The organism is Lactobacillus porci, assembly GCF_009695985.1.
Classification (GTDB): domain Bacteria; phylum Bacillota; class Bacilli; order Lactobacillales; family Lactobacillaceae; genus Lactobacillus; species Lactobacillus absianus.
On sequence record NZ_VUMX01000002.1, the window covers coordinates 83,771 to 106,383 of the forward strand.

Below are 22,613 nucleotides of genomic sequence, written 5' to 3' on the forward strand. Positions count from 1 at the left end.
TCGTCAGTAACTACTGAATCGGAATGCTGCTTGGCAGAATCCATATTCACTGCGCGACGAACCGGATTTTGTAGATTTTTTACGGGATCAACAAGCGCCATTTATGCTTTGGTCAACTCGGATTTTCTTAGATAATCAGCAGCGGCCCGGAGGGGCCGCTTTTTTATTGGCATTTTTTTGCTACAATTACTTACAGCAGCAAAATTCAATAACAGGAGTTTAAAAACAATGATTTACATTCGCATCGTGATGATCTGCTTCATCCTCGCCCTGATGCTGACGGCCTGGTACCTGTGGCATCGGCGAAACGGCGCCTTCCTGGTCTTTGACGTCAGCGGGAATCCGGAACTGCACCAGATCCTGACCGTGACCGCGGTCGCCTTGGTCGCGATCAGCGTGCTGGGCATTTTCCTGCTCTTTTCCGGCAACAAGTACCTGAACTTGATCACCCTCTTTTTGGGGTCAGGGGCGATCCTGATTTTTGCCCTGATAATTTCCAAAAACGAGCACTAAATCGTTTGCAGATTTGGTAAAATATAGCTAGGAAGAGGTGGCTAAAATGACAAAGACATATCAATACAAACACATTCAAATTGCTGTCGATGGTTCCAAGGAAGCCGACTTGGCCTTCAAGCGCGCGATTGCCGTAGCCAAGCACATGAATGCCGACTTGGAAATCCTGCACGTCATCGACACCCGTTCATTCCAAAACGTTTCAAGCTTTGACTCCGCAATGGTTGAACAAGTGTCCAACGATGCCAAGAAGAAGATGGAAAAGTACTCCCAAGCTGCTAAAGAAGCCGGGGTCAAGGAAGTCCACTTCTCAATCGAGTTCGGCTCACCAAAGACCATCATCAGTCGTGACTTCCCTAAGAAGCATGACATCGACCTGATCGTTGTTGGGGCTACCGGCTTGAATGCCGTAGAGCGGCTGTTGATCGGCAGCGTTACCGAATACGTCACCAGAACTGCCGATTGCGATGTTTTGGTGGTTAGACACAGCAGACTGCCAGAAGCCGACTAGCATTAACAATCGATTATCAGCAAAAGAAAAACAGGCCTCGCGGCCTGTTTTTCTTTTGGCTTTTTCTGACGGTTTGCTTAAAAGTCGCCAGCAGTACTGAACATGTAGTCCTTATTGTGCCACTTCATGGAGAGGATCAAGCCCACCCCAATCATATTCCCCAAGAGGGCCGACCCACCCTGTGAAACAAATGGCAGAGGAACCCCGGTAAGGGGCAACAAATCAATGCTCATGCCGATGTTTTCAAAAACGTGGAACAAAATCATCATGATAATCCCTGTGGACACGTATGAGTAAAAAGCGTTCTTAGTGTCGAAGGTAATCTTGACCATTTGGATGATCAAAACCAGGTAGATCCCGATCAAGCTCACCCCGCCGACAAAACCAAAGGTTTCACCGATAACGGAGAAGATCATGTCGGAGTTTCTAACCGGCACGTAGACCTTGATGTTGTTCCAGCCATTGCCGAAGACCTGGCCAGAACCGATCGCCTTCATTGACTGCCAAAGCTGGTAAGCCGAGTTACTCGTTGCTCCTGACGGATCAGACCAGGACTTAATTCTTTCCAGCTGGTAAGTCTTGAAATAGTGGCTCAGGATCGTCTGCCCTTCCTTGGTAAAGACCAGAAGAATGGCAGTAATCCCCACAACCGCCATCAAGACGAAGACGGGCACGATAATAGCCCAGGAAATCCCGGAAACCAACAGAATGCCGGCCGTAATGGCGACGAAGACCAAGCAGGTCCCAAAGTCTGGCTGCAGCATCAGCAAAATGCCGACTGGCAGGAACCAGGCAATAACCTTCCCGATCAAAAGCCAGTCATTCTTCAAGTTGTGGGCATAGCGCTGGTTGTGCTCACGCACGACCCGGGCCAGCTGCAGGATATAGGCCGGCTTCATCACTTCCGAAGGCTGAAAACTGATCGGTCCAACGACGAACCAGGACTTGGCCCCACTGGAAGCCGCCGTCGAGCGGTCATAAAGGAACAAAACCAGGACCAAGAGGACCAGGCCGACGCCATATAAGTATGGAGCCAGCTTGAAGATCTGTTCAGCATCAAAGTGCATGATAAAAGCCACCATAGTCCAGCAGATCACGTACCAGACGATCTGCATGACCACTGTCTTGACTGGTGTCCCATAGGTCGAGTCGTTTGATGACGCGTTGTAGATCGAATAAAAACTGACGAAAGACAGCAATACGACCGGGATGATAACCCCCCAGGCGATCCGATCATACCAATTGTTCTCTTCTTGAACTTTTGCCATGAATAATCACTACTTAATAAAAATTACTTTTCATGCAAGGTGAAGTATGCAAGAAGGTCATTAATACCAGCATCAAGGGTTTTAGCGAACATCACGCTGTTTGTCTTGTTGGTAGTAACCCGGTACTTGCCTTCAACCTTTTCAATCAAGCCAATTGTCTTCTTCTTCGGAATGACAACTTCCCAAGTCGGAAGTGAGCGTCCCTTGAGTTCGTTGACTTCAATCCCAATGTTTTCTTGACTTCTTGACATGTTTCCTCCTAGTTGGCGTCACTGTGAAATTTCTTGACGATAATCTCATCCTCATAGCGCTCAGGGTGCGGGTTCTTGAACAAGGTGAAATTATCCGGCACTGGATCCACCCCACCCCGGTTAAAAGGATTGCAGCGCAGAATGCGGGCGCAGCCCATGATCAGTCCCAAGATCAATCCATGCTTCTGCAGGGCATCAATCATGTAGCTGGAACAAGTCGGGTAGAAGCGGCAGCTGTCCGGCAAAATTGGCGACAAGAGCTTCTGATAGCCCTTGACCAAAAAGATCAACAAATTTCGGATCATGTTTAGTGACGCTCGTGCTTTTCAATATTTTGCAGCAGGATCCCGGTCCCCAGGGCCACTGATTCCAGTGGTGACTCAGCGATCAGGACTGGAACTGACAAGTGGTCAGCGATCAGCTTGTCGATATTCTTCAGCAGCGCCCCACCACCGGTGATCATGATGCCCCGGTCGATAATGTCGGCTGACAATTCTGGCGGCGTCTCCTGCAAGACCTGCTTAGTCGCAGCAATGATGGACAACAGGCCTGGGGTCAGGGCTTCGCAGATTTCTTCTGCAGACACCGTGATCTGCTTTGGCAGACCGTCAATCGTATCCCGGCCCCGGACCGTCATGGTTTCATCCTTATCCGGATCGGTTGCCGCGCCAATCTCAATCTTGATCGTTTCCGCGGTTCTGGTCCCGATCAAGAGTTGATGGTTGGCCTTAATGTAGTTGACGATCGCTTGGTTCATCTTGTCGCCGGCATAGCGCAAGGACTTGGAAGTAACGATTTCTCCCATTGACAGGATCGCGATGTCCGTGGTCCCGCCACCGATGTCGATGACCATGTTGCCTTGCGGCTTGAAGATGTCCAGGCCAGCCCCGACGGCTGCCACCTTTGGCTCAAAGTCCAGGTAGACCTTGCCGCCGCCAGACTTTTCCGCGGCTTGAATGATCGCCTTTTGCTCAATCGAGGTCACGCCAGTTGGGGTGCAGACCAAAATGTTCGGCTTGGACATGAAGCCCTTCACGTTCAGCTTCTCAATAAAGTAAGACAGCATGGCTTCAGTGATGTCAAAGTCAGCAATTACGCCATCCTTAAGTGGCCGGATCACGCGGATGTTGCCAGGAGTACGCCCTACCATTTCATAAGCTTCCGTCCCCACTGCGACTACCTTGTTGGTGTTTGTATCAACAGCAACGACAGAAGGCTCATCAATCACGATGCCTTTACCGGAAACGTTGATCAAAACGTTCGCGGTACCTAAATCAATACCAATATCTTTTGACACGTATATTTCCTCCATAACATATTAATGTTAATTGTACCATAAAAGGTGTACGGGTTACCTGATTCGCCTAACCCTTTTAGCAATTTTAAAAAAGGTTGGACAGCTGCAGGGAGCTATCAATAAAGGAAATCACGAATTGGGCCACCAGGTAGCCCAAGGCAATGGCCGTAAAGATCAAAAAGGTCTGGGCTTCAAATGGCTTGTCTGACCGGATCAGGTTTTCGATCTTGACTGCTTTGACGGCCTGGAAGGCCAGGGCGATGGCCACCAGGTAAATGACGATGCTGAGCACCGCATGAATTCCGAGTTGTCTCATAATAAAATCTCCATCAAAAAAGAGCGGATTGACTCCGCTCTTTCCCTTTTATTTGTGGTGAAGCGCATCGTAAACACGAATACGGGTAACCGCACGCTGCAATGCAAGTTCTGCACGCTGCAATGACTGTTGGTCGTGCTTTTCCTTGGCTTCCTTGATGTGGGCTTCTGCCCGCTGCTTGGCAGCCTCGGCACGCGTAAGGTCAATGTTCCGGGCGCGTTCAGCATTATCGGCAATAATCGTGGCCACGTTGTCGGCAAAGGCGATGATTCCGCCGCTGACGGCAATGTAGTCAACCTTGTGGTCCATTTCTGCTCCTCTTTTGACCCGGATTTCCCCAATCGCAAGCGGCGTAAGAATCGGCATGTGATTGTACAGGATTTGCCGGTCACCATCAACAGCCCGCATTGAGACGGAGCTGCCACGGTGAGAGTAGATCAGGCCATTCGGCGTCACGATCTTGATCTGAAAAAGTTTCTCTGGTTCTGCCATGGTGCATCACCCTACTTTTCTAACAATGCTTTAGCTTCTGGATCACTTGGGGTAACGCCCATTTCTTGTGCCTTCTTCACAACGTCTTCGATTGGGCCAACGTTTCTGAAGGCGTCTTCTGGCAGGTCGTCAAGATGGCCATCGAGGATCATCTTAAAGCCCTTAACCGTTTCCTTGATAGGAACGTATGAACCAGGACGTCCAGTGAAGACTTCAGCAACGAAGAAGTTTTGTGACAGGAAGAATTGAATCTTCCGGGCACGGGCAACAATCATCTTTTCCTCGTCTGACAATTCATCCATCCCCAAAACGGAAATGATGTCTTGCAGTTCGTGGTAGCGTTGCAAAATGTGCTGTACGCGAGTTGCGACTTCGTAGTGTTCTTGACCGACAATTTCTGGGTCCAAGGCGCTTGAAGTTGATTCCAATGGGTCAACGGCTGGGTAGATACCTTGTTCTACCAAGCTACGCTCCAAGTTGGTCGTCGCGTCCAAGTGGGCGAAAGTAGTCGCTGGCGCTGGGTCAGTGTAGTCGTCGGCAGGAACGTAAACGGCTTGGATAGAAGTGATGGAACCCTTCTTAGTTGAAGTGATTCTTTCTTGCAATTGTCCCATTTCAGTTGCCAAAGTTGGCTGGTAACCAACGGCACTTGGCATCCGGCCCAACAGGGCGGAAACTTCAGAACCGGCCTGAGTAAACCGGAAGATGTTGTCGATGAAGAGCAGGACGTCTTGACCTTCAACGTCTCTGAAGTATTCAGCGATCGTCAAGCCAGTCAAGGCAACCCGCATTCTGGCACCAGGCGGCTCGTTCATCTGACCAAAGACCATGGCGGTCTTGTTCAGAACCCCAGATGCCTTCATTTCAAAGTAAAGGTCGTTACCTTCACGAGTTCTTTCACCAACCCCGGTAAAGACTGAGATACCGTTGTGTTCTTGGGCGATGTTGTGGATCAATTCCTGGATGATGGTCGTCTTGCCAACACCGGCACCCCCGAACAGACCAACCTTACCACCACGCAAATATGGTTCAAGCAGGTCAATAACTTTAATCCCAGTTTCCAAAATTTCACGGCTGGTAGTTAATTCATCGTACTTAGGTGCTTCTTTGTGGATCCCGGAACGTGGGTGGTCAGCAGGAAATTCTGGACCGCCATCGATTGGGTTGCCTAAAACGTTGAAGACACGGCCCAAAGTATCTTTCCCAACTGGGACAGAAATTGGGGCACCAGTATCTTCAACCTTCATGCCACGCCGAAGGCCATCGGTAGATTCCATGGCGATGCAGCGCAAGACGCCGTCGCCTTGTTCAAGAGTAACTTCAAGCGTAATGGATTCAGTGTCTGACTTGATGACTTTCAACGCGTTGTTGATATCTGGCAAGTCTTTGTCAATTGGAAACTTGACGTCGACAACTGGTCCAATAACTTGAACGATTTCACCTTGACTCAAACTTCTACCTCCTTCTTTTCTATTATTCAAGGGCATTCGCACCACTGACGATTTCAGTAATTTCAGTGGTGATCTGTGCCTGTCTTGCACGGTTTAATTGCAAACTTAAGCTGGATACGAGGTCCTGGGCGTTGTCCGTGGCGCTCTTCATAGCCGTCATGGAACTTGCGTGCTCCGCGGTCTTAGCGTCCAAGATGGCGCCGTAGATCTCAGCCCGCGCGAATTGCGGCAGCAGAGTTGCCAAAACGCTGTCAACGTCTGGAGCGATCTCATACTCAATTTCTTTGCTTTCTTCCGCGGCTTCAGTGCCGATATCCAAGTCTTGGATCGGCAGCATCTTTTCAGCCCGGAAGACTGATGACAGGGTGTTGACGTGGTGGGTGTAGCAGACGTACAGCACGTCATACACGCCATTCAAGTACATTTTGATCGCCGTGGAAACGACTGGCAGAACTTCCTTGAAGCCTGGAACGTCGGATACGCCGTTCTTTTCGTAGACGACGTTCAGGTTGTTCTTCTTGAAGAACTGTGAGCCAACGCTCCCAACGGACAGGATCTTGGATTCCAGGCCCTGGGCCTTGTCATCTTCGATCATGCTCATCATGTGCTTGAGAATGTTGGAGTTGTATGAGCCAACCAAGCCACGGTCCCCGGTAACTACCAAATAGCCTACGGAATGAACTTCGTCGCGCTCCTTGACCATGTCGGAGATGATCCCCATCCCGAAGACGTCACTATAATCAATCCGGTCAATGTTGTCCTGGTTGATCTTGTAGTTGCTCTTCTTCAAGTGGTCAATGACGCTGGCGCTCATCAAACGGGAAACCGTTTGATGAAGCAGCTCATTGTACATCTGGTAGCCCTTGTCCTTCTTTTCAGTTTGATTCAGTTTGGCGGCTGAAACCATGTGCATGGCTTCAGTGATCTTACTCGTTTGCTTAACTGAAGCGATTCTCTTCTTCAATTCAAGTAAAGATGCAGGCATAGTCTACCTCCTAATTCTTACTTGATGGTGAGAAACTGTCCGCAAACTGTTGAAGAGCGTCTTGAAGCTTCTTTTCATCTGGCAGCTTGCCAGTTGACTTAATTTCTTCCAACAAATCAGCATGACTTGCATCAAAGTTGGTGTAAAGTTCTTGTTCAAAGCGACCGATGTCATCAACTGGAACAGCGTCCAGGAAGCCATGGGTCAAGGCGTACAAGAGTACGACCTGCTTTTCAACAGGAACTGGCTTGTGCAGTGGCTGCTTCAAGACTTCAACAGTCCGCCGCCCACGCGCCAAACGCTTTTGGGTAGCTTGGTCCAAGTCGGAACCGAATTGGGCGAAGCTTTCCAGTTCGCGGTATGAAGCCAGGTCGGTCCGCAAGGTACCGGCAACCTTCTTCATGGCCGGAATCTGGGCTGACCCACCAACACGGGAAACTGAGGCACCAGCGTCAATGGCTGGCCGCGTGCCTGAGAAGAACAGGTCGCTTTGCAGGAAGATCTGCCCGTCAGTGATGGAAATCACGTTGGTTGGAATGTAGGCAGAAATGTCCCCGGCTTCAGTTTGAATAAATGGCAATGCGGTCAAGGAGCCGCCACCCAGCTTGTCGCTCAGCTTGGCACTGCGTTCAAGCAAACGTGAGTGCAAGTAGAAGACGTCACCTGGGTAGGCTTCACGGCCTGGCGGCCGCCGCAGCAGCAGTGAAAGCTCACGGTAGGCCACGGCCTGCTTTGACAAGTCGTCGAAGACGATCAGGACGTCCTTGCCATTGTACATGAACTCTTCACCCATCGCCGTGCCCGAGTAAGGAGCGATGTAAAGCATTGGAGCTGGTTCTGATGGACCGGCTTCCACAACAATGGTGTAATCCATTGCCCCAAATTTCTTCAAGGTTTCAACTTGTGCTCTGACAGTTGATTCCTTTTGACCGATTGAGACGTAGATACAAATTACGTCTTGACCCTTTTGATTCAAAATGGTGTCAATCGCCAAACTGGTCTTGCCAGTCTTACGGTCACCAATGATCAATTCACGCTGGCCACGGCCAATTGGCACCAGCGCGTCGATAGCCTTAATACCAGTTTGCAGTGGCTGCTTAACGGACTGACGGTCCATAACGCCTGGCGCCTTGGACTCGATTGGACGAGTCTTGTCAGTCTTGATTTCACCCAAGCCATCGACTGGTTGGCCCAGAGGGTTGACAACTCTACCAATTAAAGCGTCACCAACTGGAACTTGCATGATACGGCCAGTTCTCTTAACCTGGTCCCCTTCTCTGATATCGTCGAACTTGCCCAAAATAACGATACCAACGTCATTGGCTTCCAAGTTCTGCGCGATACCATAGGAACCATTGTCAAACTGCAGGAGCTCACCGGACAAGACGTTGTTCAAGCCGTGAGCGCGGGCGATACCATCGCCGACGTAAGTTACGACACCAACTTCGTCGATGTCCAGCTTATCATCGTAGTGTTCAAGTTGTTGCTTGATCAAAGAGCTGATTTCTTCCGCTTTAATGCTCAATGGTTTCACCTCTTTATAATCTTTTATTTAGTTAAATGGGCGCGAATTTTCTCCAACCGATGCTTGACTGAGCCATCGATTACGCGGCCCTGAGTCTTCAGAACCACGCCGCCTATAATTTCTGGATCAACTTCATTTACAAGATGAAGTTCTTTCAAGCCATACTTCTTAGCATAGCTGTCAGCAAGACGCTGCAGTTGATCTTTATCCAGCTTAACTGCAGTCTTAGCAACGCCCGTGTCAATCCTGTTGGCCTTGTTGTACAAAAGCACAAAGTAGTCAATAATGTTGACGAGATAGGCAAAGCGGTCGTAGCTAAGCAAGAAGTCTAACACTTCCTGAACCTCTGCAGAAAAGCCTTGCTCAACCGCGGACAACAGCTTGCGCTTTTCACCGCTGTCCAAGACAGGGTCACTCAAAACGGCCACAAAGCGTGGCTCAGCTTCAGCGGCCTGCTTCAAGGCAGTCAATTCCTCGTAGAATTCGGCCACCTTGTCCGTGTCTTGGGCAAAGTCGAAAATCGCAGTTCCGTAGCGTCTTGCTGTCTCTTCTCTACTTAAGGCCATTAGTCATTCAACCCCTTAATGAACTGATCAACTAAATCCTTTTGATCAGCAGCAGATAAGTTCTTAGCAATTACCTTTTCAGCAATCGTCACGGAAAGATCAGCCACCTCGTCTCTGGCTTCGTTTAAGGCGTCAGCCTTGGCTTGGGCAGCTTCGGCTTTGGCCTTTTCCCGGATGCCAGCGGCATCGGCAGTTGCTTGGGCAACCATTTCCTTGCCGGTCTTTTGTGCATTGCTCTTTGCATCGGAGAGAATTTGCGTTGCTTCTTGTCTTGAATTCTGCAAAGCAGCTTCCCGTTCATTGGCTAAAGTTTCAGCCTTCTTGCGGTTGCTGGCAGCTTGATCCAAGTCATCAATGACTTTTTGACGGCGCTTCTCCATCATGTTCTTGACTGGACCCCAAGCATAGTACTCAACGGCCAGCAGAAGGATGGCGAAAACGATCAGGTACCACAGCATGTTGGCAATGTAGATCTCAGCGCCGGCTAATACTGGTTGAAATATCATCGACAATCCTTCTCTCTCAATTTAGTAACTTGTGGTAATTAAACAGATATGTTCTTTTAATTACAGGAACAAAATCAAGAAAGCGATAACGATCGCCAAGATAGGAACGGCTTCGATCAAACCAACGCCGATGAACATAGTTGATCTTAAGTTGCCGGCGCTTTCTGGTTGGCGAGCGATACCTTCGATAGTCTTGGAAATAACCTTACCGTTACCCCATGAAGCAGCTAAAGCGGCGATACCAGCGACCAAAGCCGCTGCTAAATACTTTAAACCTTGAGTCATAATAAAACCTCCGAAAAAATTATTCTTGCGTAACCTTCTTGCCAATATAAACCATTGACAGAGTTACAAAAACATACGCCTGGATAGAGCCAATGAAGACAGAGAAACCTTGCCAGATCATTGCCAGTGGGGCGGCCAGGATCCGGGTAATAATCCCGTAGCTTGGGCCGAGCTGTCCGCCGATCAGCGTCAGCAGGACTTCACCGGCAAAAATGTTACCGTAAAGACGCAGTGACAACGTCAAGAAGTTGGTGAATTCTTCAATGACGTTGATTGGCAGAAGGAAACCTACCGGATTTGCATAATTCTTCAGGTAGCCCTTCGTGCCAAATTTCTGGATCCCAAAGGTAAACGACAGAAGCAAGGTCATCATCGCGAACGACATTGTCGTCACTGGATCAGCAGTTGGTGATTTGATGACCATGTAGTCACCGACTTTCACTTCCAAGAACAACCCAAGTTGGTTCATGCAGAAGATGAAAAGGAAGAGAACAAAGGCGTACAGCGACAGGTGCTTTCTGGCTGCCTCATCGCTGACGTTGTCCCGAACGATGCCGTCAGTGAAGTCGATCATCATTTCCAGGGCGTTCTGCTTATTGTTCGGTTTCATTTCAATCTTACGTGAAAGAGCGTAACAAATGGCAAAAACCACAATTGCCATCAAGGTTGAACCAATTACGCCGACCATGTCGACATTCCAACCAAATATATTGAAGACAAGTGGATTCTCCAATTCTTCGTGACCTCCCTTCTTGTGCTGAAATCTTCAAACACGTCATATATTTTACACCAATTAAAAGTTTTGGGAACTCTTGTAACCGCTATAATTGCGAAAATAAATTTACTTGGTCCCGAAGATCCGGTCGCCCGCATCCCCCAATCCTGGGAAGATGTAGCCGTTTGGCATCAGCTTTTCGTCCAAGGCAGCACAGTAGATGTCAACGTCCGGATTTTCTTCCTGAATCGCCTTGACGCCTTCTGGAGCAGCTACCAAAACTGCGAGCTTAATATCGGTCACGCCGCGCTTCTTGAGCGCGTTGATCGCCAAGTTGGCCGAACCGCCAGTTGCCAGCATTGGGTCAACGACGATGCATTCGCGTTCGGTCACGTCCTTTGGCATCTTGAAGAAGTATTCAACCGGCTTCAAGGTTTCTTCATCCCGGTACATTCCGATCACGCCAACCTTAGCGGATGGAATCATTTCCAAAACGCCATTCACCATGCCCATGCCCGCACGCAGGATTGGAACGATGGTCAGCTTCTTGCCGGCCAATTCCTTCTGCACCGTCTTCCCCATTGGGGTTTCGATCTCAACATCTTGCAACGGCAAGTCGCGGGTCATTTCGTAGGTCATCAGCCCTGCGATTTCCCCAACGATCCGGCGGAACTCATTTGAGCCAGTGTCCTTGCGGCGAATAATCGTCAGCTTGTGCTGGATCAATGGATGGTTTAACACAGTAAGTTTTCCCATTAAAAATCCTCCATTCAAAAAATACCATGTCATCAATATTATAAAAAAAAACAGAAAGAGTTCAAACCCTTTCTGTTCACGCTTTTCGCTAATTTCCGCGCCTTGACCAATCCACGGTCTTTGGGCAAGTCAATCAGACAAATCGGCGTCTTTGTCGCTTAGTTTTAATTATTAAATAATCAGCCAGTATGCTAATTTCTTACAGGTGGTGACCACCAGCTGCCTTGTTCAAGCGGTTCATATATGCCAGGCTCTCTTCGCCTTCCGTGAACCCTTGCACGTAAATCTTCTTGATTTGGTCCATATCATCGAAATAGCGCAAGCCCCCAAACAGGTTGTGGTCAGCATCAACCAAGTCCCGGCCCAAGTCGAACTTGTTGGCCAGCGGCAGGTCAAGCGTGTCTAAGATCCGGCCCAGGGCCATTACCCCGCAGCTTTCATCCAGCTTGAGCGTCTTAAAGCTTTCCGGGTCATCAACCACGTAAACCTGCGCGGCTGGCGCGTAGTGACGGTACTTCATCCCTGGAGCCTTTGGCACGTCCTTGTCGCCCACCTTGCCGGTGTTGACGCGGACGTCTTCGCCCAAGACCTCGCTGATTTCTTCCGGCGTGATCTTGCCTGGCCGCAAGACGACGGCCGGCTCAACGGACAGGTCAACGATCGTGGATTCAAGGCCAACCTCAGTCTCCCCGCCGTCAACGATCCCGGCAATCTTGCCCTTCAGGTCGTGGTAGACGTGCTGGGCGGTGGTTGGACTTGGCTTGGTGGAAGTATTGGCTGACGGGCCCACGATCGGCTTGCCCAGCTTGGCAATCAGGTCATGGGTCAATTGGTCGTCCGGGCAGCGGAAGGCCACCGTCTTCAAGCCGCCAGTCACGGCTTCAGGCAGGGTCCCCTCCTTGACAAAGAGCAGGATCGTCAACGGGCCTGGCCAAAAGCGCTTGATCAGCTTTTCTGCCCGCTCTGGGACTTCCTTGGCGTATGGCCGCATCATTTCTTCATCAGCCACAGTCACGATCAGGGGATTGTCGCTTGGGCGTCCCTTGGCCGCGTAAACCTTCTTGACGGAGTCTTCTCTTGTGGCCAAGGCTCCCAGGCCATAGACGGTTTCAGTTGGAAAAGCCACCAGCTGCCCTTGACTCAAGAGCTTGGCCGCCTCATCCAGCTGATCCTTGTTAAAAATCTTCGTTTCCATTATTTTTGCCATTCTCCATAAACCATCCGGGGCTTGCCCGCCATATCCTTGCGGAACTCGATCTTGAAATCAGGCAATTCTTTGGCAAACAAGGCCTTTAATTCATCTTCCTCGCTGAAGCCGAATTCCAGGAAGAAGCGGCCGCCTGAATTCAGGTGATCGCGCACCTGCTTGGCGAACTTCCGGTAGAATTCCAAGCCGTCCTTCCCGCCAAAGAGGGCTTCTTTAGGTTCATTGTCCAGAACGCTTTGATCCATCACGTTTTTTTCGCTTGGCTTGATGTACGGCGGGTTGGAAATGATCAGGTCAAACTTCCCTAAGCCAAGCAGGACGTTGGCCTTGCGGGTCGTCACGTCGACGCCGTAAGTCAGGAAATTTTCCTCGCTGATCAGCAAAGGCGCGTCAGCAATGTCGCTGGCGTAATACTTCAGGCCGGTCAAGCCCTTTTTCTCAGCTTCCTTGGCCAAGGCAACGGTAATATTGCCTGAGCCCGTTCCTAGGTCCAAGACCACGTCATTATCTTGCAGGTGCTCCAAGGCCCATTCAACCAGTTCCTCGGTCTCAAAGCGGGGAATCAAGACCCCGCGGGCCACCTTCAGCTTGTAGCCCAAAAACCAGGCATAGCCCAGAATATACTGGGGTGAAATCCCCTTGGCCAGCTTCTTGACGTCCTTGTTGACCTGCTTGACCTGGTCATCGGTCAATTCCAGATCCTGCTTGAGCTCATACTGGCTGGGGGTCAGGCCCAGTCTTTCGGCCAGTACGTAGTCGATATCGTCTTGACGCGCGTTCTCAGCCATTTCGCTGGCCTTGATCCGCATGTCCTTCAAAGTCTTAGGCATTGTCAGCCAACTCCTCTAATTGCTTGGTTTGGTAGTAAACCGTCAAAGCGTCGATAATTTCGTCCAAGTCCCCGTCCATGACCCGGTCCAGCTTGTTGATGGTCAAGCCGATCCGGTGGTCAGTTACCCGGTTTTGCGGATAGTTGTAGGTTCTGATTCTTTCAGACCGGTCACCCGTCCCCACGGCGCTCTTGCGCTTTTCGTCATACTTGTCCCGGTTCTGGCTTTCATAGAAGTCGTAGACGCGGGACTTCAGGATTTCCATGGCCTTGGCCCGGTTCTGCTGCTGGGACCGCTGGTCCTGCATGGCAACTACGATCCCGGTTGGCAAGTGGGTCATCCGGACCGCGCTGGAAGTCTTGTTGATGTGCTGGCCACCAGCACCGGATGAACGGTAGACGTCGACTCTGATGTCCTTTGGATCCAGCTCCAGGTCAACCTGCTCGTATTCAGGCATGACGGCTACCGTCGCCGTCGAGGTGTGCACCCGGCCAGCTGATTCGGTTACTGGAATCCGCTGCACCCGGTGGGCCCCGTTTTCATACTTCAGCTTGGAGTAGACCTTGTCGCCCGTGATCATGATGGCCACGCGCTTGTAGCCGCCGACTTCAGTCTGTTCCGAGTCGACCACGGAAACGTTCCAGCCTTGCTTTTCGGCATACTTTTCGTACATGCGCAAAAGGTCGCCGGCAAACAATGAGGCTTCATCGCCCCCAGCGGCCCCACGGATTTCCATGATGATGTCCTTGTCGTCGTTGGGATCCTTTGGCAGCATCAAGATCTTGATTTCATCTTCCAGCTTGACCACTTCAGCTTCCAGCTCAGCGTTTTCCATCTTGGCCATTTCCACCAGCTCAGCGTCTGAGCCGTCAGCAATGATTTCCTTGTTGCCGGCAATTTCTTCTTGGTCAGCCTTGTACTTGCGGTACTTTTGGATGACTTCCCGCATGTCGGCTTCTTCCTTGGTAATTTCCATGTAGCGCTTGGTGTCGCTGATGACCTCAGGATCCGCCATCATTTCCTGCACTTCTTCATAGCGGGCTTCCAAGCTCTCCAATTGGTCCATTACTTTGTCCATTTTGTCCTTCTTTCCAAATCGTTAACTAACTTCTGCTAAATCAAAAAACTAATCGCGCTTTTGATCCGGGTGGAAATAGTGGAAGCGGCAGACCGGGTAGTATGCCTCGTCGCCCCCTATTTGCACCTGCTCGCCCTCATAGATAGGCTGGCCATCCTTGTAGCGCAAGGCCATGATCGCCTTGTGCCCGCAAAAATGGCAGATCGTCTTCATCTCTTCTATTTTATCAGCATAGAGCAAAAGATACTCGCTGCCTTCAAAAAGATGATTCTGAAAGTCATTCTTGAGCCCAAAGGCCATAACCGGGATATGGAGCTCGTCGACGATCCGCGCGCATTCAATGACCTGATGCTTCTTCAAGAACTGGGCCTCATCGATCAGGACGGCAGCCAAAGGCTGCCCGTCTTTGTCCATGTCCTCTTGGTTAAGCCTCTTGATATAGTCAAACAGGTTCATGTCGTCTTCGATGACTCTCGCCTCGCGGCTGAGCCCGATCCGGGAGGCAACGACCCCCTGGCCTGAGCGGGTGTCCACGGCCGAAGTCATCAGCATGACCTTCCGGCCTTGGATTTCATAGTTGTGGGCGACTTTCAAAATTTCAATCGTTTTGCCGCTGCCCATCGCGCCGTATTCGAAAAAGAACTGTGCCATAATCTCCACCTTAAAATTTTTTCACTCAAATAAGTATAGAGTATTTTTCTTAAGATTGCAGGCATTCCACTAACTAATTTCGGTTATTATGGTAAGATTGTTGATAAGTTTGAAGAAAAACAAGAACAAGGAAGATTAATAATGACTATTAAATCCAATATCGCGACCTTGGCCGGCCGCTCCTCATACTGGTTCCTTCACAACGTTTTAAAGGGCGGGACCAGCTTCCCAGGCAAGCTTGCCATGCAGATCGACCCCGATGTCCTGCAGCAGCTTGGCCGGGACTATGAAACGATCATCGTCACCGGGACCAACGGCAAGACCATGACCACGGCTTTGATTACCCAGACTTTGCGGGAAAAGTACGGCGACATCCTGACCAACCCTTCCGGCTCCAACATGGCCCAGGGGATCGTGACCGCCTTTTTGGCCCACAAGAGCAAGAAAGGCAGCCGCAAGCTGGCCGTTCTGGAAGTCGATGAAGCCAACGTCAAGCGCGTTACCCAGCTGGTCCACCCAGCTGCTTTCGTCTTGACCAACATTTTCCGCGACCAGATGGACCGCTACGGCGAAATCTACACGACCTATGAAAAGATCGTCGACGGGATCAAGCTGGCTCCTGACGCCAAGATCATCGCCAACGGGGATGCCAGCATCTTCTCTTCCGTTGACCTGCCAAACCCCAAAGTCTTCTTTGGCTTTGAGACCAGCCAGGACAAGCCGCAAAACGACCTGAAGGCCGCGGTCAACACCGACGGCGTCCTGTGCCCCAAGTGCAACCACATCCTGCACTACCACTGCATCTCCTACGCCAACCTGGGCGACTTCTTCTGCCCAAGCTGCGGCTACGAGCGGCCAAAGCTGGCCTACAAGCTGGAAAAGATCAGCGAGCAGACCCCCAGCCGGATCCGCTTCACCATCGAAGGGCAGGAATTCTCCGTCAATATCGGCGGGACCTACAATATCTACAATGCTTTGGCCGCTTTCGCGACGGCCAGCGAATTTGGCGTTTCCGCGAGCGAGATCGCGGATGCTTTTGCCAAGAACAAGCGGATTTTCGGCCGTCAGGAACTGATCAATTACGCGGGCAAACAGATTGAGATCATCCTGGTCAAGAACCCAGTCGGCTTAAACGAGGTTTTGAGCCTCCTGAACACGGAGCAGGACCACTACACCCTAGCCGCCCTCCTCAACGCCCACCACGCTGACGGGATCGACACCAGCTGGATCTGGGACGGAAACTTCGAAAGCCTGAACAAGGAGCAGATCGACCAGATCATCGTCGGCGGCGAGCGCCATAAGGACATGCACTTGCGTCTGGAAGTTGCCGGGCTTGACCCGGACAAGATGATCACGGAGCCGGACTTTGACCAGCTCCTCACTGCCTTCAAGCAGGCGCCAAACGACAAGATCTACATCCTGTCGACCTACACCGCCATGCTGCACCTGCGCCAAGTCTTTGCCGACAAGGGCGTGCTTAAGCGGCGGATCAACTAAAGCAAACAAGAGTCTGGAAAAATTCTAACGAATAAAAAGGCTTCTAGAAGCGAAATAACTTCTGGAAGTCTTTTTATGTATCTCAAAAGTACTCCACTGTCGCATTATCAGATCGCGGTCGTGGCCACGGCGATCAGGTTGATCAAGGCCAGGAGCAAGGCGGCAATCGTCACCGCCTTGAAAGTAGCGTTGGCCTGGCCGCGCATGGCCGTAGCGAGCCACAAGAGCCCCTCTAAGGCCGCCACGCCCAGGGAAGCAAACAGGGTCAACAGAAACAGGGGCATCAGGCGGCTGTTCATCTGCCCGAGCAGGATCAAGATCCCGGCGTACAGAACGCCGCAGGCGCCCAATTTTTCCTTGGTGGTCAGTTTTTTCATCGCTTGGTCCTCGTCTTTCTACTTGTTTTCCGCCAAAAAGCTGTTGATGATCCGGCTGCGCATGGTCAAAAAGATTTGGTTGTGCCGGCTGGGGTGGACCCGGTTGGTCAGCATGACCAAGCCGGACTGCTTGACGCGATCGTACATGATCAAAGTGCCGGTAAAGCCGGTGTGGTAGATGAGCGGGTACTTGTCCTGGGGATCAAAGACCAGGTTCCAGCCCCAGGCACGCGGCTGCAGGCCATTAGGCGTGCGCACGGCATAGAGCTGGGCAATCGCGTCCTGGCTGAGCGGAAGCAGGCTTGGATTCACGCCTGTATAGGCCTGGCCCATCAAGACCAGGTCCTTGACCGTTGAAAACAGGCCGGCCGACCCGCAGCGCGCTCCTAGCTGGCGGGCCTTGGGGTCATGCACGATCCCCTGCAGAACCGTTCCGTTGACCAGTTCCGTAGGCACGCACTCCTGTCGGTCAGGGTGAAAAGTGGTCTCAGTCAAGCCGGCTGGACGAAAGATCATGTCCGCCGCGGCCGTTTGCACCGGCTGGCCCAAAATTCGCTCAACGACCAGGCCCAGCAAGACGAAATTGGTGTCAGCATAGCGGACGACGCGTTCAAACTCATCCGTCACCGGCAAACCCACGATCGCCTTCAGCAGATCCTCCCCGCTCAGGCTGGAGCGGTTGGGAATCCAGCCCCTGATCCCCGAGGTATGGGTCAGCAGGTGCCAAAGGCGGACCCGATCGTCGCCAAATTCCGGGACGTACTTGGTCAGGCGGTCGTCAAAACTGACCCGCCCCTCTTCATACAGCTTTAAAAGGACCGCCCCCGTAGCCAGGACCTTGGTGCAGGAAGCCAGGTCATAGACGGCAAAGGGACTCAGCTGGGTCTTTTGGGGATAGAGCGCGGCAAAGCCTACAGTTGAGGCAAAGACCTGGTCGCCCTTCATAAAGGCATAGTTGACGCCAGGCACGATTCTTTCCGATACCAGGGACTCGATCAGGTTTTGGGTCTTAGGAAAATTGATCATGAAACCACCCTTCTCAATAACAATCTACAGGTTATTATAGAGTAAGCAGAATTTTTTTGGAAAAAGTTTGGAAAAAAATTGACAAATAAGTCAAAGAAGCGCACAATAAAACATGTCGGTTATGACTCGCCCGTTGGTCAAGTGGTTAAGACGCTACCCTCTCAAGGTGGAGTCATGAGTTCAATTCTCGTACGGGTGATTTACTGCGATGTAGCCAAATCGGTAAGGCAGTGGACTCTGAATCCATAATGTTCCGGTTCGAGCCCGGACATCGCAATAATCAGAAAAGCCAAGCTTCCTCGAAGCTTGGCTTTTTTGCTGCTTGTTATTTTTTCGCTCTACTTGCTGACATAGGCCTTCTTGAAGTTCCATTCGCTGCGGTTGCAGACCCAGCCCTTGACGCTTGGCCGGATCAGCCAGGCATCGTCTTCATAGTAGATCGGAACGACCCCGGCATCGCTGAGCAGGATGCTTTCGGCCTCGCTCATGTCCTTCATGCGGGCGGCTTGGTCATTCGTGTCCTTGGAGGCCGCGATCAGCTGGTCATAGCGGCTGTTCTTCCAGGAGCCGTAGTTGGAGGCGTTGCTGCTGGTCAGCAGTTCCAGGAAGGAAATCGGGTCGCCGAAGTCGGCAATCCAATCTGACCCGCAGAGCTGGAACTTGCCGGATTCCCGCCGGGCCAGCCGGGTCTTGAACGGCACGCTGGTCACGGTTATTTTCAAGCCGGGCAATTTGGTCTCCAGCATGCTCTGCAGCGCCTCCCCGGTCTTCTTGGCACTGTCGCTGTCGCTGGTCAGCAGGTTCAGGGTCATCCCGCTCTTGCCCAGTTCGCTTAAGCCTTTTTGCCAGTATTCCTTGGCCAAGCTTGGCTGGTACTTGTACAGCTTCTTGGCTGACGTTGAGATCAAGCTGGTATAGTCCTGCCCCTTGACGCTCGTCAGCCCCTTGGCCGTATACGTGCTGGCTGCCTGGTTGTTCCCGCCCAGGATCCTGACCAGGTCCTCCCGGTTGATAGCCAGGGAGATGGCCTTGCGGATATTGCTGCTGGCCAGGTTAGGATTCTTTTCGTTCAGCTCCAAGTAGTAGGTCCCGCCGTTGGCCAGGCTGTAATAGCCGCTCTTGTCCTTAAACTGCTTGGTCAAGTTGGAGTCCAGGCCTAAAGCATCGATCTTCTTTGACTCATAGAGGTTGTAGGCGGTCGATGCCGTCTTGTTGACCGTGAAGCTGATCTGGTCCAGCTTGACCTGGTCCTTGTCCCAGTAGTCCGGGTTCTTGACCAGCTTCCAGGACAGGTTGCTCCCGCTCCAGCCTTTTTGCAGGAAAGGCCCGTTGTAGGCCATGTACTTGGAGGCCGTCCCGTACTTGTCGCCGTATTTCCTGACGGCTCGCTCCTCTTGCGGGAAGAAGACCGGAAAGGCCATCAGATCCTTAAAATAGGCCATCCGCTTCTCCAAAGTGACTACCAGCTGGTATTTGCCCACAGCCTTGATCCCGAGGCTGGAAACCGGCTTTTTGCCGTTTTGAATGGCATCGGCATTCTTGATCCCGGAAAACAGGTAGGCATACTCAGCCTCGGTCTTGGGATTGACCGTCCGCCGCCAGGAGTAGACGAAGTCCTTGGCAGTCACTGGAGTGCCGTCATTCCACTTGGACTTGCGAAGCTTGAAGACGTAGGTCAAGCCATCCTTGGAAACCTTGGCGCTGGTGGCCAGTCCTGGCTCTTGCCCCTGCTTGACGTTGCGGTAGAGCCCCTCCATGGAGTTGATCATCTGCGTGAAGCTGACCACGTCCGTGGCCTTGGACGGATCCATCGTGGTAATTTCCCCGCCAACCGACCAGTTCAGGTCCTGTTCATTCTTGGTGCTCTGCTTTTGGCTGCAGGCGCTTAAGGCCAAAGCGGCCAAGGCAACCCCAGTCAAGGCAAATCTTCTCGATGACATTTTAATCCCCCCTATACGTTGCATAAGTACCGCGCTTAATGTTAGCGCATACATTCTCGTCACTTTAAATTTTAGCACTAGTCCTCATTCTTTTATCATGTCAAACGCAAAAAAGGACCAAATCCGGAATTTGTTGCAAAACAAAAGCAGCATCCCCCTCTCACCAAGGGATGCTGCTTTGCCTGGCTGATCGCTGCAGCCAATCGTAAATTAGTTTTAGTTTTTAGATAGCGCTTAGTGCAGTTGTTCCTCAATAAATCCAACCCCACCTCACAAGTTCAATTGTAGCTGGATTTATAATTAAAGCAATCCACATAAAAAAATCAAAAGGCGGTCAAAAAGAAATTAAGCGTTTCAATTTTTTGCACGACCTGAATAATGGCGAAAATGACAGCCGTTACACTTTTTGCTAAAAATTTCTCCCTAAAATTCCCGTCATGCATAAGCAAAATTTAGAACCATGCAAAAAGAGCGAAGGCAAATGCCTTCGCTCTTTCGCGGCCAGGATTACAGACGGCTGGTCAGTTCGTCGTGCAGGTCTTCGTAGCCTGGCTTGTTAAGCAGACCAAACATGTTGCGCTTGTAAGCTTCAACGCCTGGCTGGTTGAATGGGTTGATCCCGTTCAGGTAGCCTGAGATGGCTACTGACAGTTCGAACCAGTAGATCAGGTAGCCCAAAGTATGTTCGCTTTGGTCAGCAATGTTGACCGTCATAACTGGCACGCCGCCGTCGGTGTGGGCCAGGACAACGCCTTCGTAGGCGCGGTCGTTGACGTAGTTCATGGTCTTGCCTTCCAGGAAGTTCAATTGGTCAAGGTTTTCCTTGTCGCCTGGGATAGCAACGTCAGCCCGTGGGCCAGCCACGCGGACAACGGTTTCCATCAAGTTGCGGCGGCCTTCTTGGATGTATTGGCCCAGTGAGTGCAGGTCAGTGGTGAAGTTGGCGCTTGATGGGTAGATCCCCTTCTGGTCCTTGCCTTCTGATTCACCCATCAATTGCTTCCACCATTCGCCAAACATTCTGATGGTTGGTTCGTAGTTTTCAAGCAATTCAGTGGTGAAGCCCTTGCGGTAAAGGATGTTTCTCAAAGCAGCGTATTGGTAAGGAGAATCCTTGCTTACGTCAGTGTCAGTGTAAGCGGCCCGGGCGTCAGCAGCACCTTGCATCAATTCGTCGATGTTGGCGCCGGAAACGGCAATTGGGAGCAAGCCAACGGCTGACAAGACGCTGAAGCGGCCACCAACGTCATCTGGAACTACGAATTCTTCATAGCCTTCAGCGTCGGCTTCAGTCTTCAAGGCACCCTTCTTGCGGTCAGTAGTTGCGTAGATCCGCTTTGCGGCTTCTTCCTTGCCGTACTTTTCGATCAGCTTGGCCTTCAAGACGCGGAAGGCAACTGATGGTTCAGTAGTGGTACCTGACTTGGAGATGATGTTCAAGGAGAAGTCCTTGTCGCCCAGCCAGTTGATCAAGTCTGACAGGTAAGTGCCTGACAGGCTGTTGCCGCAAAAGACAACCTTTGGATAGTCGCTCTTTTCAGCCATGTAGAATGATGAGTTCAAGAATTCGATAGAAGCTTGGGCACCCAAGTATGAGCCACCAATCCCGATCCCGATCAAGACGTCTGAGTCGCTTTGGATCTTCTTAGCGGCCTTCTTGATGCGGGCGAATTCGTCCTTGTCATAGTCTACTGGCAGGTTGAGCCAGCCACGGAAGTCGTTGCCGGCACCAGTGCCTTCACGCAATTCCTTATCTGCGGCGTCAACCATTGCTTGCATTTCCTTAAGTTCGTTTTCGTGAACGAAAGGAGTCAATTTACTGCTGTCAAAACTAACTACACTATTCATGTTTCAGCTTCCTTACTAGAAAATGTTAAATAAATCATTCACAAGATAATAATATCATTGTTGCCCTTTCATTGCTAGTGCTTATCGCTTTTTTTGCCTGAATTTAACAAAACCAGCAATGCATAGAGCCCATACCCCAATAGTACACCGCATGCATTAAAAAAAACATCATCAACGTCTGAAACTCCAGTTATCAGCAAAAATTGCAAGAACTCAATCATGACTGATGAGCAGACGCCTAAGAAGAAGACCTGCCAGAGGCAGTGCTTTTTCCTGAGAACATTGGGCATTAAGGCGCCAAATGGGACAAAGGCCAGGACGTTGCCAAAGGAGTTGTAGTAAAAGTCGACCTTGCTTTGGGCATAGATCAGTTTCCAGGTATTCTTCATAAAGACCAGGTTGATATTGGCCGGGGACCGGTGCCAGTGGAAATCGAGCTCCCAAGGAAAGTAAGAGGAGCGGAAAGTCGTCAGCATCAAGACCAGGAGGAAGTAAAAGACGAAGACCCACAAGCCGAATTCGGATTTGACCGTCCGCCGCCTTCTAATGGCCAGCAGCCAGATCAAGCGGAGGATGGCAAAGATCAAGAAATAGAACAGGGTCTTGTCCAGGCCCTGAAAGGTCAGCTTGACCAAAGGAAAGTGGTTGATCCTGGTCGCGTACTGGCTGGCTAGAAAATTGTAAAGTGATCCTAAAAATAGCATGATTGTGGTCCCATCTCT

The 22,613-nt window shown here is 51.0% G+C and carries 26 protein-coding genes and 2 tRNA genes; 5 read left to right on the forward strand and 23 right to left on the reverse strand.

Annotated elements, in window-relative coordinates; genetic code table 11:
- Positions 1–228: 228 nt before the first annotated feature.
- A complete protein-coding gene (locus FYJ62_RS01440) occupies positions 229–513 on the forward strand; it encodes a hypothetical protein (protein WP_154547011.1) in 285 nt (94 codons plus the stop codon).
- Positions 514–559: 46 nt separating this feature from the next.
- A complete protein-coding gene (locus tag FYJ62_RS01445) occupies positions 560–1,024 on the forward strand; it encodes a universal stress protein (RefSeq protein WP_154547013.1) in 465 nt (154 codons plus the stop codon).
- Positions 1,025–1,101: 77 nt separating this feature from the next.
- Here FYJ62_RS01445 and FYJ62_RS01450 read toward each other — a convergent pair whose 3' ends face one another.
- The 18 genes from FYJ62_RS01450 to FYJ62_RS01535 form a co-directional block, all read right to left on the reverse strand.
- Complete coding sequence (locus FYJ62_RS01450) at positions 1,102–2,292, reverse strand: FtsW/RodA/SpoVE family cell cycle protein (RefSeq protein ID WP_154547015.1); 1,191 nt, start codon at positions 2,290–2,292, stop codon at positions 1,102–1,104.
- A gap of 23 nt (positions 2,293–2,315) precedes the next feature.
- Positions 2,316–2,543, reverse strand: coding sequence for a DUF2969 domain-containing protein (locus tag FYJ62_RS01455; protein ID WP_154547017.1), 228 nt, complete (start codon positions 2,541–2,543; stop codon positions 2,316–2,318).
- 8 nt (positions 2,544–2,551) lie between these two features.
- Positions 2,552–2,848: a membrane protein insertion efficiency factor YidD gene (yidD, locus tag FYJ62_RS01460; protein ID WP_154547019.1), complete on the reverse strand. Its 297-nt coding sequence runs from the start codon at positions 2,846–2,848 to the stop codon at positions 2,552–2,554.
- Positions 2,849–2,850: 2 nt separating this feature from the next.
- The gene (gene mreB / locus FYJ62_RS01465) at positions 2,851–3,840 is read right to left on the reverse strand and encodes a rod shape-determining protein (protein WP_302187248.1); all 990 of its coding nucleotides are present in this window, start codon (positions 3,838–3,840) and stop codon (positions 2,851–2,853) included.
- Positions 3,841–3,925: 85 nt separating this feature from the next.
- Positions 3,926–4,156 carry a DUF1146 domain-containing protein gene (locus FYJ62_RS01470; protein WP_154547023.1) on the reverse strand — a complete coding sequence of 77 codons (231 nt, stop codon included), beginning with the start codon at positions 4,154–4,156 and terminating at the stop codon, positions 3,926–3,928.
- Positions 4,157–4,204: 48 nt separating this feature from the next.
- Positions 4,205–4,648 (reverse strand): F0F1 ATP synthase subunit epsilon, encoded by a 444-nt coding sequence (locus FYJ62_RS01475; RefSeq protein WP_154547025.1) that lies wholly within the window; start codon positions 4,646–4,648, stop codon positions 4,205–4,207.
- An 11-nt stretch (positions 4,649–4,659) separates the two neighbouring features.
- Complete coding sequence (atpD, locus tag FYJ62_RS01480) at positions 4,660–6,099, reverse strand: F0F1 ATP synthase subunit beta (protein ID WP_154547028.1); 1,440 nt, start codon at positions 6,097–6,099, stop codon at positions 4,660–4,662.
- Positions 6,100–6,121: 22 nt separating this feature from the next.
- Positions 6,122–7,084, reverse strand: coding sequence for a F0F1 ATP synthase subunit gamma (locus tag FYJ62_RS01485; protein ID WP_154547030.1), 963 nt, complete (start codon positions 7,082–7,084; stop codon positions 6,122–6,124).
- Between the two features lie 10 nt (positions 7,085–7,094).
- Positions 7,095–8,609 carry a F0F1 ATP synthase subunit alpha gene (gene atpA, locus FYJ62_RS01490; protein WP_154547033.1) on the reverse strand — a complete coding sequence of 505 codons (1,515 nt, stop codon included), beginning with the start codon at positions 8,607–8,609 and terminating at the stop codon, positions 7,095–7,097.
- A gap of 23 nt (positions 8,610–8,632) precedes the next feature.
- Complete coding sequence (atpH, locus tag FYJ62_RS01495) at positions 8,633–9,175, reverse strand: ATP synthase F1 subunit delta (protein WP_154547035.1); 543 nt, start codon at positions 9,173–9,175, stop codon at positions 8,633–8,635.
- Positions 9,175–9,681 (reverse strand): F0F1 ATP synthase subunit B, encoded by a 507-nt coding sequence (gene atpF / locus FYJ62_RS01500; RefSeq protein WP_154547037.1) that lies wholly within the window; start codon positions 9,679–9,681, stop codon positions 9,175–9,177. Before atpF ends, atpH begins: the two co-directional genes overlap by 1 nt.
- Positions 9,682–9,741: 60 nt before the next feature.
- The gene (gene atpE, locus FYJ62_RS01505; protein WP_154547039.1) at positions 9,742–9,966 is read right to left on the reverse strand and encodes a F0F1 ATP synthase subunit C; all 225 of its coding nucleotides are present in this window, start codon (positions 9,964–9,966) and stop codon (positions 9,742–9,744) included.
- Between the two features lie 19 nt (positions 9,967–9,985).
- Positions 9,986–10,654 (reverse strand): F0F1 ATP synthase subunit A, encoded by a 669-nt coding sequence (gene atpB / locus FYJ62_RS01510; RefSeq protein ID WP_326831971.1) that lies wholly within the window; start codon positions 10,652–10,654, stop codon positions 9,986–9,988.
- 153 nt (positions 10,655–10,807) lie between these two features.
- The gene (gene upp / locus FYJ62_RS01515; RefSeq protein WP_154547043.1) at positions 10,808–11,437 is read right to left on the reverse strand and encodes a uracil phosphoribosyltransferase; all 630 of its coding nucleotides are present in this window, start codon (positions 11,435–11,437) and stop codon (positions 10,808–10,810) included.
- A 199-nt stretch (positions 11,438–11,636) separates the two neighbouring features.
- Positions 11,637–12,632 carry an L-threonylcarbamoyladenylate synthase gene (locus FYJ62_RS01520; protein ID WP_154547045.1) on the reverse strand — a complete coding sequence of 332 codons (996 nt, stop codon included), beginning with the start codon at positions 12,630–12,632 and terminating at the stop codon, positions 11,637–11,639.
- On the reverse strand, positions 12,632–13,474 hold the full coding sequence (prmC, locus tag FYJ62_RS01525; protein WP_154547047.1) for a peptide chain release factor N(5)-glutamine methyltransferase: 843 nt from the start codon (positions 13,472–13,474) through the stop codon (positions 12,632–12,634). Before prmC ends, FYJ62_RS01520 begins: the two co-directional genes overlap by 1 nt.
- The gene (prfA, locus tag FYJ62_RS01530) at positions 13,467–14,552 is read right to left on the reverse strand and encodes a peptide chain release factor 1 (protein ID WP_154547049.1); all 1,086 of its coding nucleotides are present in this window, start codon (positions 14,550–14,552) and stop codon (positions 13,467–13,469) included. Before prfA ends, prmC begins: the two co-directional genes overlap by 8 nt.
- 48 nt (positions 14,553–14,600) lie before the next feature.
- Entirely contained in the window at positions 14,601–15,203 is a 603-nt protein-coding gene (locus FYJ62_RS01535; protein ID WP_154547051.1) for a thymidine kinase, read from the reverse strand.
- A 141-nt stretch (positions 15,204–15,344) separates the two neighbouring features.
- Between FYJ62_RS01535 and FYJ62_RS01540 the strand changes: the two genes are divergently transcribed.
- A complete protein-coding gene (locus FYJ62_RS01540) occupies positions 15,345–16,700 on the forward strand; it encodes a Mur ligase family protein (protein ID WP_154547053.1) in 1,356 nt (451 codons plus the stop codon).
- 107 nt (positions 16,701–16,807) lie between these two features.
- Here FYJ62_RS01540 and FYJ62_RS01545 read toward each other — a convergent pair whose 3' ends face one another.
- Positions 16,808–17,077 carry a hypothetical protein gene (locus FYJ62_RS01545; RefSeq protein ID WP_154547055.1) on the reverse strand — a complete coding sequence of 90 codons (270 nt, stop codon included), beginning with the start codon at positions 17,075–17,077 and terminating at the stop codon, positions 16,808–16,810.
- A gap of 18 nt (positions 17,078–17,095) precedes the next feature.
- Positions 17,096–18,103, reverse strand: coding sequence for a serine hydrolase domain-containing protein (locus FYJ62_RS01550; protein ID WP_154547057.1), 1,008 nt, complete (start codon positions 18,101–18,103; stop codon positions 17,096–17,098).
- Positions 18,104–18,230: 127 nt separating this feature from the next.
- Between FYJ62_RS01550 and FYJ62_RS01555 the strand changes: the two genes are divergently transcribed.
- Both FYJ62_RS01555 and FYJ62_RS01560 read left to right on the forward strand, forming a co-directional pair.
- Positions 18,231–18,302 (forward strand) — tRNA-Glu (locus tag FYJ62_RS01555).
- Between the two features lie 5 nt (positions 18,303–18,307).
- Positions 18,308–18,380, forward strand: a tRNA-Gln gene (locus FYJ62_RS01560).
- 61 nt (positions 18,381–18,441) lie between these two features.
- On the opposite strand, the gene FYJ62_RS01565 is transcribed toward FYJ62_RS01560, so the two are convergent.
- The 3 genes from FYJ62_RS01565 to FYJ62_RS01575 form a co-directional block, all read right to left on the reverse strand.
- The gene (locus FYJ62_RS01565) at positions 18,442–20,043 is read right to left on the reverse strand and encodes a peptide ABC transporter substrate-binding protein (RefSeq protein WP_154547059.1); all 1,602 of its coding nucleotides are present in this window, start codon (positions 20,041–20,043) and stop codon (positions 18,442–18,444) included.
- 507 nt (positions 20,044–20,550) lie between these two features.
- Positions 20,551–21,891 carry a glucose-6-phosphate isomerase gene (locus tag FYJ62_RS01570; protein ID WP_154547061.1) on the reverse strand — a complete coding sequence of 447 codons (1,341 nt, stop codon included), beginning with the start codon at positions 21,889–21,891 and terminating at the stop codon, positions 20,551–20,553.
- A gap of 74 nt (positions 21,892–21,965) precedes the next feature.
- Entirely contained in the window at positions 21,966–22,595 is a 630-nt protein-coding gene (locus tag FYJ62_RS01575; RefSeq protein ID WP_154547063.1) for a VanZ family protein, read from the reverse strand.
- Positions 22,596–22,613 lie beyond the last annotated feature (18 nt).

What these genes read in the sequence shown, in the direction of transcription:
- atpB (WP_326831971.1), bottom strand. Translation starts at nt 10,654, where the DNA reads ATGGTCGGCGTAATTGGTTCAACCTTGATGGCAATTGTGGTTTTTGCC.
- FYJ62_RS01450 (WP_154547015.1), bottom strand. Translation starts at nt 2,292, where the DNA reads ATGGCAAAAGTTCAAGAAGAGAACAATTGGTATGATCGGATCGCCTGG.
- atpH (WP_154547035.1), bottom strand. Translation starts at nt 9,175, where the DNA reads ATGGCCTTAAGTAGAGAAGAGACAGCAAGACGCTACGGAACTGCGATT.
- atpF (WP_154547037.1), bottom strand. Translation starts at nt 9,681, where the DNA reads ATGATATTTCAACCAGTATTAGCCGGCGCTGAGATCTACATTGCCAAC.
- upp (WP_154547043.1), bottom strand. Translation starts at nt 11,437, where the DNA reads ATGGGAAAACTTACTGTGTTAAACCATCCATTGATCCAGCACAAGCTG.
- FYJ62_RS01440 (WP_154547011.1), top strand. Translation starts at nt 229, where the DNA reads ATGATTTACATTCGCATCGTGATGATCTGCTTCATCCTCGCCCTGATG.
- FYJ62_RS01470 (WP_154547023.1), bottom strand. Translation starts at nt 4,156, where the DNA reads ATGAGACAACTCGGAATTCATGCGGTGCTCAGCATCGTCATTTACCTG.
- FYJ62_RS01545 (WP_154547055.1), bottom strand. Translation starts at nt 17,077, where the DNA reads ATGAAAAAACTGACCACCAAGGAAAAATTGGGCGCCTGCGGCGTTCTG.
- FYJ62_RS01445 (WP_154547013.1), top strand. Translation starts at nt 560, where the DNA reads ATGACAAAGACATATCAATACAAACACATTCAAATTGCTGTCGATGGT.
- atpE (WP_154547039.1), bottom strand. Translation starts at nt 9,966, where the DNA reads ATGACTCAAGGTTTAAAGTATTTAGCAGCGGCTTTGGTCGCTGGTATC.
- FYJ62_RS01550 (WP_154547057.1), bottom strand. Translation starts at nt 18,103, where the DNA reads ATGATCAATTTTCCTAAGACCCAAAACCTGATCGAGTCCCTGGTATCG.
- FYJ62_RS01570 (WP_154547061.1), bottom strand. Translation starts at nt 21,891, where the DNA reads ATGAATAGTGTAGTTAGTTTTGACAGCAGTAAATTGACTCCTTTCGTT.
- yidD (WP_154547019.1), bottom strand. Translation starts at nt 2,848, where the DNA reads ATGATCCGAAATTTGTTGATCTTTTTGGTCAAGGGCTATCAGAAGCTC.
- FYJ62_RS01540 (WP_154547053.1), top strand. Translation starts at nt 15,345, where the DNA reads ATGACTATTAAATCCAATATCGCGACCTTGGCCGGCCGCTCCTCATAC.
- FYJ62_RS01455 (WP_154547017.1), bottom strand. Translation starts at nt 2,543, where the DNA reads ATGTCAAGAAGTCAAGAAAACATTGGGATTGAAGTCAACGAACTCAAG.
- FYJ62_RS01485 (WP_154547030.1), bottom strand. Translation starts at nt 7,084, where the DNA reads ATGCCTGCATCTTTACTTGAATTGAAGAAGAGAATCGCTTCAGTTAAG.
- prfA (WP_154547049.1), bottom strand. Translation starts at nt 14,552, where the DNA reads ATGGACAAAGTAATGGACCAATTGGAGAGCTTGGAAGCCCGCTATGAA.
- prmC (WP_154547047.1), bottom strand. Translation starts at nt 13,474, where the DNA reads ATGCCTAAGACTTTGAAGGACATGCGGATCAAGGCCAGCGAAATGGCT.
- FYJ62_RS01565 (WP_154547059.1), bottom strand. Translation starts at nt 20,043, where the DNA reads ATGTCATCGAGAAGATTTGCCTTGACTGGGGTTGCCTTGGCCGCTTTG.
- FYJ62_RS01535 (WP_154547051.1), bottom strand. Translation starts at nt 15,203, where the DNA reads ATGGCACAGTTCTTTTTCGAATACGGCGCGATGGGCAGCGGCAAAACG.
- FYJ62_RS01475 (WP_154547025.1), bottom strand. Translation starts at nt 4,648, where the DNA reads ATGGCAGAACCAGAGAAACTTTTTCAGATCAAGATCGTGACGCCGAAT.
- FYJ62_RS01520 (WP_154547045.1), bottom strand. Translation starts at nt 12,632, where the DNA reads ATGGAAACGAAGATTTTTAACAAGGATCAGCTGGATGAGGCGGCCAAG.
- FYJ62_RS01575 (WP_154547063.1), bottom strand. Translation starts at nt 22,595, where the DNA reads ATGCTATTTTTAGGATCACTTTACAATTTTCTAGCCAGCCAGTACGCG.